Source organism: Streptomyces sp. OfavH-34-F (genome assembly GCF_022347745.1).
Lineage (GTDB): Bacteria > Actinomycetota > Actinomycetes > Streptomycetales > Streptomycetaceae > Streptomyces.
On the sequence record NZ_JAKRGC010000614.1, the window covers coordinates 1 to 1,381 of the forward strand.

Sequence of the window (1,381 nt, forward strand, 5' to 3'; positions counted from 1 at the left end):
GGGAGGGCGCGGCCTTCGGCTTCTGGGAGGGTCCGGCGCCCGTCTGGTCGGCCGGGCCGCGCGCCCCGGCCCGCGTGGACCTCCAGTCGCGCCACGCCTTCGAGGCGGCCATCTTCTACGGGGAGGTCTTCGACTGGGCGCGTCCCGACAGCCGCTGCTCGGTGGAGTACGCGCAGGACCGGGTGCTGGTGCGGGCGGGCGGGCACACCGTGGTGACGCTGCGCGGCGGGGGCGTGCAGAACGACCCGGACCCCCGGCTGCGGGCGCGCTGGGTCATCGACTTCCTGGTGGCGGACAGCCGGCGGACGGCGGCGGAGGCGGTGGCCGCCGGGGGCGAGGCGACCCCGGTGGAGGGGTTGCCCGGGACCGCGTATGTGATCTGCGACCCGGAGGGCGCGCTGTTCACCGTGTCCGACCGCTGACGGGCGGCCGTGTGAGCAAGCACACGGCGTCCTGAACTCCCGCCCGGGACCGGGCGGTTCGGTCATCTTCCGGCTTCCGGGCGGAGGCCCCGGCGGAGGGCGGCTCCGGCGTCGGTGCGATGTTTGTGAAGATGAAACGCGCCGACCGGCAGCCGCCCGTCCGCGCCCCTTGCAGCCGAGGCATTACCGCGAGACCACTCCGTAATCCGACGCGTGCCGTTCGACCGCCCCCGTTGGAGAAGTGCTTCCCGTGCCTCCTGCCGCCTCCGCCGCCGCCCGGAAGTCGCGCCGCCGCGCCACCAGCCCGTGGCGCTGCCTCGCCGTTCCCAGCATGCGCTGGTGGTCCGCCGCCAACCTGGTGTCCAACACCGGGGCGTGGATGCAGCTCACCGTGCAGAACCTGCTGGTGCTCCAGATCACCGGCTCGGCCGCCGCGACCGGGCTCTCGCTGGCCGTCCAGGCCGGGCCCGGACTGCTGCTCGGCGTCTTCGGCGGGGCCGTGGTGGACCGCTGGCCGCTCAAGGTCACCGCCGCCGTCAGCCAGGCGGTGCTGGCGGTGATCGCCTTCGCCACGGCGGCCCTGCTGGGCGCCGGGCTGCTGAACGTGCCGGTCCTGCTCGCGCTGGCGGCGGTCACCGGTCTGGTGAACACCATCGACGGGCCCGCGACCGCGCTGCTGGGCAACGATCTGGTGCCCCGGTCGGACGTGCCCTCGGCCATCGCCCTCGGCTCGATGGTGCACAGCGCCGGCCGGCTGGCCGGGACCGCGCTCGCCGCCGTGGCCGTCGGGACGCTCGGCACCGCGTCCGCCTACGTGGTCAACGGGATCTCCTTCCTCTGCGTGACCGCCGTCATCCCGCTGCTGCGGCCGGCGGCGCACCCCGCGCCGGTGGGGCGGCCCCCGCGCGCCGAGGTCCCGTCGTCCGGGACGGCGGCGGGGAAGCGGGCGGCCCGGGCGG

Annotated in this window: 2 protein-coding genes; both read left to right on the forward strand. The window is 76.0% G+C overall.

Annotated elements, in window-relative coordinates; all coding sequences use genetic code 11:
• On the forward strand, positions 1–422 hold a 422-nt coding region (locus MHW47_RS35420), incomplete at its 5' end, for a VOC family protein (protein ID WP_275449974.1).
• Positions 423–753: 331 nt separating this feature from the next.
• Positions 754–1,381, forward strand: a 628-nt coding sequence (locus tag MHW47_RS35425) for an MFS transporter (protein ID WP_374230201.1), incomplete at its 3' end; no start/stop codon positions are given.